Below are 12688 nucleotides of genomic sequence, written 5' to 3' on the forward strand. Positions count from 1 at the left end.
AGGCGGCGCCTGGGGGGTCTGCAACGACCGGGCCGGGCTTCCCATTCCCACCCGTGCAGGGTGGGCCGAGCGGCCGTGGTCCTGCGATCGTCAGGATGTGTAACGACCCCCGGCCAGCCATGATTCCGCCGCACGGATGCCCCCGGTCACAACCCAGACAGCCCACAACCGGACACGACACCCAGCCTTGGCACCGTCGGACGGGATCAAAGCGGGTGATCACCCCGGTTGGCCGATCTGGGGGCATGCGGGACGGCGGGACACCGCCACGTCGATTCGATCATCGTCCGGGCAGACGGAAGGGTCTCACCCCGCGAGGCGGGAGCGGACCTTCTCGGCGGAGGCGTCCATGATCGTCCGCGCGTCGAGCCCCAGGCTCTCGATCGCGACGAACGCGGTGAACGCCACGTCGGCCAACTCCGCCGCCACGTCCTCGCGGGTGTGGGTGACGCCCTTGCGCGGATTCTGCCCGAGCAGCCCGATCCAGGCGGCGGACGCCTCCCCCGCCTCCTCGGTCAGTTTGAGGATGCGGCAGGTCAGTTCCGTCTGTCCGGTGCCGTTCGCCGCGTCCAGCCAGCCGCGCGCGGCTCGGGCCGCGTCCCAGATCGAGTCGTCCACGGCGACCAGTCAACCCGACCGCACTGCCCGCCGCCTGCCCGGGTCGTGCCGCCACACGGCCCGGCCCGACCGGCCGGACAGTCACGTCTGAGCGGTCGGTCAGCGCACCCATTGACTCCGGTCGACGGTCGGTCCTAGGTTCAGGGCGCTACCGGCCGGTAGGCAACCGTCCCGCCTGGTCGCCCCCGCGGGCGACATCCGTCCGATGGGGAGCATCGATGCTGTCCACACCCGTTCGTACCCTGCGCCGCCTGGTTGCGGCCACCGCGACCCTGATCCTGGCCGTCGGGTTGGTCGGCGCCGCGCCGGCCGCCGGCACCGGCCGAGACCCCGGGGGCGGCCAGCCGTTGCCCGGGTACACCATCGAGAATCCGCCTCTGGCCCCACTGGTCGTGGGCGGCAAACCGACGACCGTACGCCAGGGTGTGCACCGCCACGCCGGGTACATCATCGAGGTCCCCGCCCGGTGGAACGGCGACCTGGTGCTGTGGGCGCACGGCTACCGCGGTCAGGGCACGGTGCTCTCGCCGGAGCCTCCCGCGTTCGAGCTGCGCCAGCGCCTGCTGGAGCAGGGGTACGCGTGGGCGTCGTCGTCGTACGACCGCAACGGCTTCGACATCCGCTCCGGAGTGCTGGGCACCAGGGACCTGGCCGACCACTTCGGACGGACCGTCCGCAAACCGCACCGCACCTACCTGGCCGGCGTGTCGATGGGCGGGTATGTCATCGGTCGTTCCCTGGAGCAGTACCCCGGCCTCTACGACGGGGCGCTGCCCATGTGCGGGGTGCTCGGCGACCAGACGCTGCTCGACTTCTTCCTGGACTACAACCTGGTCGCGCAGTCCCTGGCCGGGGTGCCGGCCTATCCCACGCCGGCCGACTACCTGAGCAACGCGGTCCCGCGCATCCAGGTGGCCCTCGGCCTGGCCGGCCTGACCCCCACCGGGCCGGACACCACCACCGACCGGGGCAAGCAGTTGCGGGCGATCACGGTGAACCGTTCGGGCGGGCCGCGTCCCGGTGCCGACGCCGCGTTCGCGGTCTGGAAGGACTTCCTGTTCTCCATCAGCGTGACCAGCGGTGGCGACTCCCCCGCCCAGCGGCCCGGTCAGCTCTCCACCAACCTGCTCACCCGCTACACCCCGAACAGTCCCGTCGACGTCAACGCCACCGTGCGGCGGGTCGCCCCGGAGAACGTTGTGCAGCGACTCCTGCCGACGCTGACCGAGGTGCCGCGGATCGCGGGCCGGCCCACCGCGCCGGTGCTCAGCCTGCACGGCCTCGGTGACATGTTCGTGCCGTTCAGCATGGAGCAGGCGTACGCCACCGACGTGGCGCGCAACGGTCGCGGCCGGCTGGTGGTGCAGCGGGCCATCCGGACCACGCAGCACTGCGAGTTCAGCCCGGCCGAGGCGGGCGCCGCCTGGGACGACCTGGTGTCCTGGGTACGCACCGGCAGGCGCCCGGCCGGCGACACCGTGACCGATCCGGCGGTGGTGGCCCGACCCGACTACGGCTGCCGGTTCAGCGACCGGGCCGCGTACGCCGCCGGGGTCGGCACCCGTCGCCTCTACCCCGCCTGCTGAGGACAGCGAGAACCGGCCGGCTCCCGTGGGGGAGCCGGCCGGTCTCGTGTGCGGGTGTCACCAGAGCTGCTGGACGATGTCCGCCGCCTGCTCCTCCCACTGCGCGTACGCGTACGGGAAGGCGGAGACCTGCACGGTCTGCGCGGCGGTGGTCAGCGGCAGGTCCTGCCAGCCGCCCACGTTCTTGAGGGCGGTGAAGAACGCCGTGGCGGAGTACTCCGGGTCGGTGATCTGCTCGGGCGTGCCCCAACCGGACGACGGGCGCTGCTGGAACAGGCCCTGCGAGTCGTGGTCGTTGTACGCGCCGAGGTGGCCGAGGTTGTACAGCTTCGACTCCTGCAACGAGGTGGCGACGCCGACCACGGCGCCCCGGTCACCGACGCCTGTCTTCTTGGCGGCGTCGACGATCGCCCGAGCGTTGGCCAGCTGCGCGTCGTCGAGCGGGATGCGCGACTGGGCGCCCTCGATGCCGTGCGGGATCAACTGGTCGCGGCTGGGCTTGCCGGCCGGCGGCTTGCCGGTGGCGGAGCCGGTGGTGAGGCCCGACTCGACGGGCTGGTCCTCCTGGCGCGCCGAGGTGGCGTCCTTGCCGGTGGCGAGGTCGATGGCGGCGACGGCGCCCTGGTGCGGTCCGGAGGTGACCGGGGCGGCGGCCGCGGTGGGCGCGAGTGCGAGGCCGCCGAGGGCAGCCACACCCACCACGCTCAGCGCGGTCTTGCGGTACGAGTCCTTAGCGATGGCGGGGAGCCATCGAGTGAAGTCGACCTTCACGATGGTTGCCCTTTCGATCGTGCGGAGCGCTCCGGGGTGAACACTCCTCGGGAGATGACCGCGGAAAAGGGTTTGGGCTCCGGCGGTACGGGGGACACAACCAGCTTGACGTGTCGGGCATTCCGGAAATGCCCGAGCCAGCGCAGGCTGCGGCCCCGATCACCCCGGCGAACCGGACGATCGGCGCGGGCGGTACCGGACCTGGTCAGCCGGCGTACGGCGTGCCGAACCGGACGAGAACGTGCCAGAGCTGCTTGAGGTGCTGAAGGGTGTCCGCGATCGGGCCCCGGTCCGCCCAGCGGGCCGGCTCGGTGACCGCCGACACCGCTCCCCGACCGATCAGCGCCGCGTCCACCGGCGCCCCCGGCCGGGCGAACTCACGGTGCAGGCGGGCCGCCAGCACCGGGATCGCGGGGCCCCGGAAGTCCGGGTCGACCCGGTCGACCGCGAGCGTGAAACCTGCGTGCCACCGCAGCGGGAAACCGTACCGCCCGGCGATCTGTTCCAGCGCGACGCCGGTCGGGGTGCCGGCGAAGGACGGATCGGCCACCAGTTCCTCCACGTCCGTGGCGAGGTCCAGGGTGCCGTGGACCTGCGCCTCCACGTAGTCGTCGAGCGCGCGACCCATCGTGGCCGGTGTGCCGGGCGCGTCCAGCACCGTCCGGACCAGGGTGCCGACGTCCGTCGCGGAGCGTCCCAGGCAGACGCCGGTGGCGGCGGTGGCCGTCAGCAGCCCGGCGAGCACCGCCTCGAACGCGTCGGCGGTGCCCACCACCCCCGGGCCGAGGTGGCTGTCGCCGAGGCAGAACGTGGCCCGGGACAGCACCGCCGGACGCAGCCGCAGGTGGCAGGAGCCGAAGCGGGGGCATGCGCCGTCCGGGTGGTCGAGCAGGTTCAGCCCGCCGTAGGTGGGCCGGTCCGCCGGTGTCACCCCGGGCCGCTGGTACGCCCCGCCGAACATCCGGCGTTCCCAGCGGTCCCGGTCACCGCCGGGGTACGGGCTGAGCCCGCCGTTGGAGATCCCGGTGACGAACTGACTGCGGTACACCCCGTCGTCGGCGAGGGCGGCGGCGACCGTCCGCCCGTCCGCGCCCAGCCGGTCCGGATGGAAGTTCACCGTGAGCCGGCCATGCCTGACGACCGAGGTGAGCACCTGCTCGGGCCGATGGTGGACGTCGGCGGCGGCGAACTCCCGCACGATCGTGGCGAGCGCGGCGGGACGCTCGGCCACGGCCAGCGACCGCACGTACGCGACGGCGGCCGCCTGCGCGGTCGTGGCGTGCACCCCGCCGGCGTCAGTCGTCGCCGTCATCCGGCGCCCCCAGCTCCTCGAAGACCGTGATGTGCAGGTCCGCCGGGGCGTCCAGGCGGGAGTTGAGTGACCGCCAGGGGGTACGCGTCGGCGGCGCGACCTCGCTCGCCCCGGCGGCGACCAGCCGGGCGGTGGTCGCCGCTGCGTCGTCCACCTCGAAGGCGACCCGGATGCGCGGGGAGACCTGCCGGCCCACCTCGACCTCGTCGATCAGGCGTTTCTGCGCCGGGTTGGCGATCTCCAGGGTGGCCCGACCGGCGTCCAGGATCACCACCCGGGCGTCCCCCTCGCCGCTGAACGCGGCCTCCTCGCGCATGCGGAGCGCGTCGCGGAAGAACGCCACGGCGGCGTCGTGGTCGGCCGCCTCGACCACGAGACGCAACTGACGGACAACGGGTACGGGCTGCTCGGCGGGCATGCGCGCGATCATATCGCCGTAGGTTCACACCGTCGGGAAAGGAGCGACGATGGTCGACGAGGCGTACCAGCTGCATCCGGTCGGTCGGGTCTCCTCGCCGCTGACCGACGCGGCGAGCGCACCACGGCAGGGCGACGAGGGCGCGCCGCAGGCGTGGCTGGTCTTCGACCCGCAGGTCGAGCGTGCCCTACGCGACGTCCGGGTCGGCGCGGAGCTGCTGGTGCTGACCTGGCTGGACCGGGCGCGGCGGGACGTGCTGGCGGTGCGTCCACGCGGCGACCAGAGCCGCCCGGAGACCGGCGTGTTCAGCACCCGCTCGCCGCACCGACCCAACCCGATCGGCCTGCACCGGGTGCGGGTGCTGGCCGTGGACGGGCTGCGCCTGCGGGTGGCCGACCTGGAGGCGCTCGACGGCACCCCGCTGCTGGACGTCAAGCCGGTGCTGGGGGCGGCCGACGAGCGTTGAGCCCGCCAGCCGCCGCCAGGGCCGTCCCGGACCGCTCAGTGGCCCCGGGCCAGCCACTCCGGCAGGTGCGGGGCCTCCGCGCCGATCGTGGTGTCGTCACCGTGCCCGGGGTGCACCACCGTCTCCGGCGGCAGCGTCAGCAGGCGGGTACGGATCGACCGGACGATGGTGTCGAAGTCGCTGTACGAGCGGCCGGTCGCGCCCGGTCCACCCTTGAACAGGGTGTCGCCGGTGAACACCGCACCCAGGTCCGGGGCGTGGAAGCTGCACGCGCCGGGGCTGTGCCCGGGGGTGTGCAGCACCCGCAGCACGGTGCCGGCCACCTCGATGCCCTGCCCGTCGTGCAGCTCGCCGTGCGGCGGCAGGTACGGGTGGACCATGTCCCACAGCACCCGGTCGGCGGCGTGCAGCAGCACCGGCGCGCCGGTGGCCTCGGCCAGCTCGGGCGCCACCCGGACGTGGTCGTCGTGGGCGTGGGTGGCGAGGATCGCCCGGACCCGACGATGCCCCACCAGGGCGAGGATCGCCGCCACGTCGTGCGGCGCGTCGAGCACGACGCACTCGCTGTCGTCACCGACCACCCACACGTTGTTGTCCACGTCGAACGTCTGGCCGTCGAGGGAGAACGTGCCGGCCGTGACCGTGCGGTCGACCCGGGCGGTCATCAGAACACCACCACCGAACGCAGCACGTCACCGCCGTGCATCCGGTCGAACGCGTTCTCGACCTGGTCCAGCGCGATCTCCTCGGTGACGAAGGCGTCCAGGTCGAGTCGGCCCTGGCGGTACAGCTCGGTGAGCATCGGGAAGTCGCGGCTGGGCAGGCAGTCGCCGTACCAGCTGGACTTGAGGGCGCCGCCCCGGCCGAAGACGTCGAGCAGCGGCACCTCGACCTGCATCTGCGGGGTCGGCACGCCGACGAGCACCACCGTGCCGGCCAGGTCCCGGGCGTAGAAGGCCTGCTTCCAGGTCTCCGGGCGGCCCACCGCGTCGATCACCACGTCGGCGCCGAAGCCACCGGTGGCGGCGCGGATCGCCTCGACCGGGTCGGTCTCGGAGGCGTTGACCGTGTGCGTGGCGCCGAACTTGCGGGCCCAGTCGAGCTTGCGGCTGTCGGTGTCCACCGCGACGATCGTCGTGGCGCCCGCGAGGGCCGCGCCGGCGACCGCCGCGTCCCCGACGCCACCGCAGCCGATCACCGCGACGGAGTCGCCACGGGTGACGTTGCCGGTGTTCATGGCCGCGCCCAGCCCGGCCATGACCCCGCAGCCGAGCAGGCCCACGGCCGCCGGCCGCGCGGCCGGGTCCACCTTCGTGCACTGGCCGGCGTGCACCAGGGTCTTCTCGGCGAACGCCCCGATGCCCAGCGCCGGGGTCAGTTCGGTGCCGTCGGTGAGGGTCATCCGCTGCGTCGCGTTGTGGGTGTTGAAGCAGTACCACGGTCGGCCGCGCCGGCAGGCCCGGCACACCCCGCACACCGCGCGCCAGTTGAGCACCACGAAGTCACCCGGGGAGACGTCGGTGACACCGGCGCCGACCTGCTCGACGACGCCCGCGGCCTCGTGGCCCAGCAGGAACGGGTAGTCGTCGTTGATGCCACCCTCGCGGTAGTGCAGGTCGGTGTGGCAGACCCCGCAGGACTGGATCCGGACGACGGCCTCACCGGGGCCGGGATCGGGCACCACGATGGTGGTGACCTCGACCGGCGCGCCCTTGCTGCGGGAGATGACTCCCTGGACTTGCTGGCTCACTTCGCCTCCTGCTGGTGGTGTGCGGCAGGGCCGGCGCCGGGTGGGCGGGTGCGCCGGGCCCGGCGGTGGGCCCTGGGGCGAACCTACCGCGACCTGCACGACCGGCCCAGCCACCCGGCGGGTTATCGCCGGCCGTCCCGGGTACGCGGGCCGCATTCGACCACGGCCATCGGGAGTGACAATGAAGCTCGCGCACCTGCCGCTGCGGGTCAGCATCGGCGCGTACATCCTCAACTCGGGTCTGGGCAAGCGGAACCTGGAGGGGGCCGCCGCGGAGGGTATGCACGGGATGGCGGTGGCCGCCATGCCGCAGCTCGGTGAACTGGAGCCGGCGCGCTTCGCCAAGCTGCTGGCGTACTCGGAGATCGCCCTGGGGTCCGCGCTGCTCGCGCCGTTCGTCCCGGCGCCCCTGGTCGGGCTCGGGCTGACCGCGTTCGGCGCGGGGCTCGTGCAGCTCTACCTGAAGACGCCGGGGATGCGCGAGCCGGGCAGCGTCCGCCCGACCCAGCAGGGTTCGGGGCTCGCCAAGGACGTCTGGCTGGTCGGTGCGGGGCTGACCCTGGTGCTGGAGGGCTTGAGCCACGGCCGCCGGCGCTGACGCCGGTCGAGGAGCCGGGGTGACCAGATCCCCGTCGGTGCGGCCGTTCTACCGGCCGATGCGGCCCCGCCGCCGGGACGAGCCGAACCGGGCGGCCACCCCGCTGGAACTGTTCTTCGACCTGTGTTTTGTGGTGGCCGTGTCGCAGGCGGCCGGCAGGCTGCACCACGACGTCTCCGAGGGGCACCTCGCCCACGCGCTGACCAGCTATCTGATGGTCTTCTTCGCGATCTGGTGGTCGTGGATGAACTTCACCTGGTTCGCGTCTGCCTACGACACCGACGACGACGTCTACCGGATCACGACCCTGGTGCAGATCGCCGGCGCCCTGATCATCGCCGCCGGGGTGCCACGGGCGTTCACCGACGGCGACTTCACCGTCATCACGTACGGCTACGTGGTGATGCGGCTCGCCGCCGTCGTGCACTGGTCGCGGGCCGCCGCCGGTGACCCGGCGCACCGCCCGGCGGCCACGCGGTACGCCATCGGTGTCACAGTCGTCCAGCTCGGTTGGCTGCTGCGGCTGGCCCTGCCGCAGGAGTGGGGCACCACGTCGTTCCTGGTGCTGGGCGTGGCCGACCTGCTGGTGCCGGCGGTGGCCGAACGGCCCGGAATGACCCCCTGGCACCCCGGGCACATCACCGAACGGTACGGGCTGTTCACCCTCATCGTGCTCGGCGACGTGGTGCTGGCCACGTCGGTGGCCATCCAGACCGGGGTGGACGCGGGAGACCGTCAGCTCTGGTCACTCGCGGCGGCGGCCACGGTGATCGTGTTCGCACTGTGGTGGCTCTACTTCGACCGGCCCGTCGAGGCACCCGATCAGCTGCCGTACTCGCTGGTCTGGGGCTACGGCCACTACCTCGTGTTCGCGGCGGTCGCCGCCGTCGGCGCCGGCCTGGGTGTGGCGGTCGACCACGAGCGGCACCTCGCGCACATCTCCGCCACCACCGCCGGGTACGCGCTCGCCGTCCCCGTCGCCGTCTTCCTGCTCACCATCTGGGTGCTGCACGTCCGCCGGCAACAGCACGGCGCGGTGGTCGTGGCGTTCCCGCTGGTGGCACTGCTCGCGCTGCTCACGCCGCTGGGTCCGGCCCCGGCGTACGCGGTCGCGCTGCTGCTGGTGGCGCTCGTGGCGCTGACCGTGCTGCTGCGCCGCCGCGACGTGCTGCCCACCCCGACGGCCCTCGACGGCGGTTCGGGATGATCCGACCGGTATGGACCCGGACGCGCCCGGCCGGCCTGCCGACGGGCGCGTCGGCCCGGAGGTGGGCAGAATTGCGACATGCCTCGCCGCCGATGGTTGCTGGCCGATCAACTCGGGCCGCACTTCCTCGACGACCCCGATCAGCCGGTGCTGCTTGTGGAGATCCGGGACCTGTTCCGCAGCCGGCCGATGCACCGGCAGAAGGCGCACCTGATCCTCTCCGCGCTGCGCCACCGCGCGGCCGAGCTGGGTGACCGGGCGCTGGTGCTGCGGACCGACACCTTCCGGGAGGCGCTGACACAGGTCGGTGAGCCCCTCGAGGTGTGCCATCCGCACTCCCGGGCGGCGCTGCGCTTCGCCCGGTCGGTGCCGGAGCTGACCGTGCTGCCGCCGCGCGGCTTCGTCACCAGCCAGGCCGACTTCGCCGGTTGGGCCGACCGCACCCGACGCGGTCCGCTGCGGATGGCCGACTTCTACCGGCACGCCCGCCGCCGGCACGACGTGCTGACGGCCCCGGGCGGCGGCACCGCGGCGGCCCGGCGGATCCGCGCCGAGGGCCACGGCACGCCGACGCCGCCACCCGCGCCGCCGCCGATCGTCGAGGACGACATCGACGCGCAGGTGCGCCGTGACCTGGACCGGTGGGCCGCCGACGGGGTGCGCTTCGTCGGCCGCGACGGCCCCCGCCAGCACCCGGCCACGCACGCCGAGGCGCAGGCCCGCCTGGCCCACTTCCTGACCCACCGGCTACCCGGGTACGGCCGCTACGCCGACGTGATGAGCGTCGACGACCCGCTGTTGGCGCACTCCGCACTGTCGTCCTCGTTCAACCTCGGGCTGCTCGACCCGGAGCCGGCGATCCGCGCCGCCGAGGACGCCTGGCGCTCCGGCGCGGCCCCGCGCACGGCGGTGGAGCCGTTCATCCGGGGTCTGCTCGGCTGGCGGGAGTTCCTGTGGCAGCTGTACTGGTACTTCGAGCCGCCGTACCGGGGGGCGAACTGGCTCGCCGCGGCCGAGCCGCTGCCGCAGTGGTTCGCCGAGTTGGACGCCGACGCGGTGGAGGCCCGCTGCCTGGCCGACGTGCTCGCCGCCGTACGGGACCGGGCGTGGACCCACCACACCCCGCGCCTGCTGGTGCTCGGCAACTACGCGTTGCAGCGCGGCTGGCGTCCGTCCGAGCTGGCGGACTGGTTCCGTCGGTGCTTCGTCGACGGCACCGACTGGGTGATGAACGCGACTGTCGTCGGTATGAGCCAGTACGCCGACCTGGGCCGGGTCGACACCCGCCCGTACGCGGTGGGCGGCACCGACATCGACGAGATCAGTGACTACTGCGCCGGGTGCCGGTACGTGCCCGAGCGGGCGCTCGGCGACCTGGCCTGCCCGTACACCGGCGGTTTCGAGAGTTTCCTGCACCGCAACCGGGACCGGTTGGTGGCCGATCCGCGGCTCGCCGCCGAGCTGGACGGCCGCGACGACCCGGAGCACCGCGAGGCGGTGCTGGCGCAGGAGGAGAAGCGGGGCAGCACACCGCCGTGACCGGGCCGGCCGTCACACCGCGTCGCGGGCCGTGTCGGCGGAGCGCTGCGCGGGGACGGCCGGACGGGCGACGCCCCGGTTGAGGCCGTTCACCAGCAGCCTGTTGTACGAGGCCGGCAGGACCCGGGCGAGCAGGTCGGGCACCTTCGCCGACCAGCCGATCAGCACCCGGCCCCGGCGTCGCTCCACACCGCGCAGGATCACCTCGGCGGCCCGCTGCGGCGCGATGGTCAGCAGCTTCTCGAACTGGGCGCGGCCGACGGCGTACTCCTCGTGTGAGACGCCGCTGCCGATCCGGGCGTTCTCGGTGATCCTGGTACGGATGCCGCCGGGGTGCACCGACGTCACGCCGATGCCGTCGTCGACCAGCTCGTGGCGCAGCGCCTCGGTGAGGCCGCGCACCGCGAACTTGCTCGCCGCGTACGCGGTCTGCCCGGCCGGCGCGATCAGCCCGAACAGGCTGGAGATGTTCACCAGGTGCGCGCCGGGCTCCGCCTTGAGGGTGGGCAGCAGCGCGTGGGTCAGCTGCGCCACGGCCCGGAAGTTGACGTCGATCACCCAGCTGAACTCGTCGAACGTCACCTGGTCGAACCGGCCGCCGAGGCCGACGCCCGCGTTGTTGACGAGCAGCCGTACGCGGGGATGCCCGTGGCGGATCTCCTCGGCGACGGCGGCGGTGGCCGACGCGTCGGCGAGGTCCACGACGTGGGTGTGCACCCGCCGGTCCGGGTGTTCGGCGCGGATCGCGGCGGCGACCGCGTCGAGCCGTTCGGTGTCGCGGTCCAGCAGGACCAGGTCGCTGCCCCGGTGGGCGAGCGCGTGCGCCAACGCCGCGCCGATGCCGCTGGCCGCGCCGGTGACGACGGCTGTCGCGCCGGTGAACTCAAACCTCCGCACGGGTGCTCCTTTCCTGCCGGGTGGCGCGGGAGAACCGCACCCCCTCGTCGGTGAGCCGGCCGTGTCGCATCAGCAGCACGTCACGGGCGTAGTTCTGGTGGAGCCGCCACGGCGTCCGCGCGCCCTGGCGGGGCAGCGCGTCGACGCTGCGCAGCACGTAGGAGGAGCGCAGGTCGATCAGCGGCACCCGCTCGTCGTCGGGCGGCGGGAGCGGGGTGACGACCTGCTGGCCGGTGCGGTCCAGGTGTCGCAGCAGCCGGCAGACGTACCCGGCGACGAGGTCGGCCTTCAACGTCCACGACGCGTTGGTGTAGCCGAGGGTCAGCGCGAAGTTCGGCACCCCGGAGAGCATCATGCCCTTGTAGGCGACGGTGTCGGCCAGGTCGACCTCGACGCCGTCGACGCGCAGCGTCAGGCCGCCCAGGGCCAGCAGGGTGAGCCCGGTCGCGGTGACCACGACGTCGGCGGGCAGCTCGGTGCCGGAGGCCAGCCGCACGCCGTGCGGGGTGAACGTGTCGATGGTGTCGGTGACCACCGACGCCCTGCCCCCCGCCACCGCCGTGAACAGGTCACCGTCGGGCGCCACGCACAGGCGCTGGTCCCACGGGTCGTAGCGGGGCGAGAAGTGCCTGTCGACGTCGTACCCGACCGGGAGCTGGCCCGCGGCGGCCCGGCGCAGCATCCGCCTGACCAGCCGGGGCGACCGTCGGCTGAGCTGGAAGGTGAGCGTGGACATCAGCACGTTCTTCCACCGCACCACCGGGTACGCGGCCCTCGCCGGCAGCCGGCGCCGCAGCGCGTCGGCCAGCCGGTCCCGCGACGGCAACCCGAGGACGTACGTGGGTGAGCGCTGGAGCATCGTCACGTGGGCGGCCCGCTCGGCCATCGCCGGCACCAGGGTCACGGCGGTGGCGCCGCTGCCGATCACCACCACCCGTTTGCCTGTGTGGTCGAGGTCCTCGGGCCAGTGCTGCGGGTGCACCAGCCGACCGGTGTACTCCTCGACGCCGGGCAGCGGCGGGGTGTAGCCCTCGTCGTAGCGGTAGTAGCCGGTGCAGGCGAAGAGGAACGAGCAGGTCAGGACGACCGCGTCGCCGGTGTCGGTGCGCTGCGCGTGCACCGTCCAGCGGGCCGTGGCGCTGTCCCACTCGGCGCGCAGCACCCGGTGGCGCAGGCGGATGTGCCGCTGCACGTCGTACTCGCGGGCGGTGTCCAGGACGTACTCGCGGATCGTCGCGCCGTCGGCGATGGCCTTCGGCGCGGTCCACGGCCTGAACGAGTAGCCGAGGGTGAACATGTCCGAGTCGGACCGGATGCCCGGGTAGCGGAACAGGTCCCAGGTGCCGCCGATGGCGTCGCGGGCCTCCAGCACCGCGTACGTCTTGTCGGGGCAGTCGCGGCGCAGGTGGCAGGCGGCGCCGATGCCGGACAGGCCGGCACCGATGATCAGCACGTCGACGTGGTCGGAGGTCATGGGCTCTCCTCCCTCCGGGGCGGTGGACGGACACTAACACCGCGCCCACCGC

Annotated in this window: 13 protein-coding genes; 5 read left to right on the forward strand and 8 right to left on the reverse strand. The window is 73.3% G+C overall.

From position 1 onward, the window contains the following. Nucleotides 1–306 precede the first annotated feature (306 nt). The gene (locus ABZS77_RS24600; protein ID WP_354827144.1) at nt 307–618 is read right to left on the reverse strand and encodes a MazG-like family protein; all 312 of its coding nucleotides are present in this window, start codon (nt 616–618) and stop codon (nt 307–309) included. A gap of 218 nt (nt 619–836) precedes the next feature. Between ABZS77_RS24600 and ABZS77_RS24605 the strand changes: the two genes are divergently transcribed. Then, nucleotides 837–2204 (forward strand): hypothetical protein, encoded by a 1368-nt coding sequence (locus ABZS77_RS24605; protein ID WP_354827147.1) that lies wholly within the window; start codon nt 837–839, stop codon nt 2202–2204. Between the two features lie 57 nt (nt 2205–2261). Here ABZS77_RS24605 and ABZS77_RS24610 read toward each other — a convergent pair whose 3' ends face one another. The 3 genes from ABZS77_RS24610 to ABZS77_RS24620 form a co-directional block, all read right to left on the reverse strand. Continuing rightward, nucleotides 2262–2975: a hypothetical protein gene (locus tag ABZS77_RS24610; protein WP_354827149.1), complete on the reverse strand. Its 714-nt coding sequence runs from the start codon at nt 2973–2975 to the stop codon at nt 2262–2264. A 205-nt stretch (nt 2976–3180) separates the two neighbouring features. Continuing rightward, a complete protein-coding gene (locus tag ABZS77_RS24615; RefSeq protein WP_354827151.1) occupies nt 3181–4287 on the reverse strand; it encodes a DUF3626 domain-containing protein in 1107 nt (368 codons plus the stop codon). Continuing rightward, complete coding sequence (locus ABZS77_RS24620) at nt 4271–4705, reverse strand: VOC family protein (protein WP_354827154.1); 435 nt, start codon at nt 4703–4705, stop codon at nt 4271–4273. The genes ABZS77_RS24615 and ABZS77_RS24620 overlap by 17 nt, the downstream gene beginning before the upstream one ends. 49 nt (nt 4706–4754) lie before the next feature. Between ABZS77_RS24620 and tsaA the strand changes: the two genes are divergently transcribed. Further along, nucleotides 4755–5171: a tRNA (N6-threonylcarbamoyladenosine(37)-N6)-methyltransferase TrmO gene (tsaA, locus tag ABZS77_RS24625; RefSeq protein ID WP_354827156.1), complete on the forward strand. Its 417-nt coding sequence runs from the start codon at nt 4755–4757 to the stop codon at nt 5169–5171. 35 nt (nt 5172–5206) lie between these two features. Here the strand turns inward: tsaA and ABZS77_RS24630 are convergent, their stop codons facing one another. Together ABZS77_RS24630 and ABZS77_RS24635 are read right to left on the reverse strand one after the other, a co-directional pair. After that, nucleotides 5207–5836 carry an MBL fold metallo-hydrolase gene (locus ABZS77_RS24630; protein WP_354827159.1) on the reverse strand — a complete coding sequence of 210 codons (630 nt, stop codon included), beginning with the start codon at nt 5834–5836 and terminating at the stop codon, nt 5207–5209. Next, a complete protein-coding gene (locus ABZS77_RS24635) occupies nt 5836–6921 on the reverse strand; it encodes an S-(hydroxymethyl)mycothiol dehydrogenase (protein WP_354827161.1) in 1086 nt (361 codons plus the stop codon). Before ABZS77_RS24635 ends, ABZS77_RS24630 begins: the two co-directional genes overlap by 1 nt. Nucleotides 6922–7102: 181 nt before the next feature. Here ABZS77_RS24635 and ABZS77_RS24640 point away from each other — a divergent pair, with 181 nt between their 5' ends. From ABZS77_RS24640 to ABZS77_RS24650, 3 genes are all read left to right on the forward strand, one after another. After that, nucleotides 7103–7519, forward strand: a complete 417-nt coding sequence (locus ABZS77_RS24640; RefSeq protein WP_354827164.1) for a hypothetical protein — start codon at nt 7103–7105, stop codon at nt 7517–7519. A gap of 19 nt (nt 7520–7538) precedes the next feature. Then, the gene (locus tag ABZS77_RS24645; protein WP_354827167.1) at nt 7539–8726 is read left to right on the forward strand and encodes a low temperature requirement protein A; all 1188 of its coding nucleotides are present in this window, start codon (nt 7539–7541) and stop codon (nt 8724–8726) included. 78 nt (nt 8727–8804) lie between these two features. After that, a complete protein-coding gene (locus ABZS77_RS24650; protein ID WP_354827170.1) occupies nt 8805–10265 on the forward strand; it encodes a cryptochrome/photolyase family protein in 1461 nt (486 codons plus the stop codon). A 12-nt stretch (nt 10266–10277) separates the two neighbouring features. On the opposite strand, the gene ABZS77_RS24655 is transcribed toward ABZS77_RS24650, so the two are convergent. Together ABZS77_RS24655 and ABZS77_RS24660 are read right to left on the reverse strand one after the other, a co-directional pair. Then, a complete protein-coding gene (locus ABZS77_RS24655) occupies nt 10278–11162 on the reverse strand; it encodes an SDR family NAD(P)-dependent oxidoreductase (RefSeq protein WP_354827174.1) in 885 nt (294 codons plus the stop codon). Continuing rightward, a complete protein-coding gene (locus ABZS77_RS24660; protein ID WP_354827177.1) occupies nt 11149–12636 on the reverse strand; it encodes an NAD(P)/FAD-dependent oxidoreductase in 1488 nt (495 codons plus the stop codon). Before ABZS77_RS24660 ends, ABZS77_RS24655 begins: the two co-directional genes overlap by 14 nt. Between the last annotated feature and the right edge of the window lie 52 nt (nt 12637–12688).

The organism is Micromonospora sp. NPDC005298, assembly GCF_040607375.1.
Taxonomy (GTDB): Bacteria; Actinomycetota; Actinomycetes; order Mycobacteriales; family Micromonosporaceae; genus Micromonospora.